The organism is Photobacterium sp. R1 (assembly GCF_054600795.1).
On sequence record NZ_BAAHZP010000248.1, the window covers coordinates 1 to 350 of the forward strand.

At 53.7% G+C, this 350-nt stretch carries 1 protein-coding gene; it reads right to left on the bottom strand.

Annotation, left to right across the window (positions count from 1 at the left end):
* The coding region (locus tag ACYP03_RS24890; protein WP_459782510.1) for a hypothetical protein at positions 1-350 on the bottom strand (350 nt) is incomplete at both ends.

A 350-nucleotide genomic window follows, 5' to 3' on the forward strand; every position in this document is an offset into this window, starting at 1 on the left:
GCCTGTGCCGACTCAGCCGCTAAAATCTGCGCATCAGGCGCAGCCTGTTCCGCAACGTCCTGCTCACTCGCTTCTGCTTCTGCATCTTGCTCAGCAGACAGGCTTATCTCTGGTTCAGCTTCTGGTTCTGGTTCAGCTTCAGTTTCGTCAAACTCAGCTGCAGATGCTTCGCTGTGTGGTACAGCTTCATCCACATCGTCTGCACCCTCGGTTTCAATATCTTCATCTTGGTTCGGGGCAGAATCCGCGCTGTCAGCTGCCATAGCGACTGAGTCATCTGTCTGAAGATCACTCAGCAGGCTATCAATATCATCCTGCTGCGTGTCCGTTTCAGCGGACAGCACATCCTG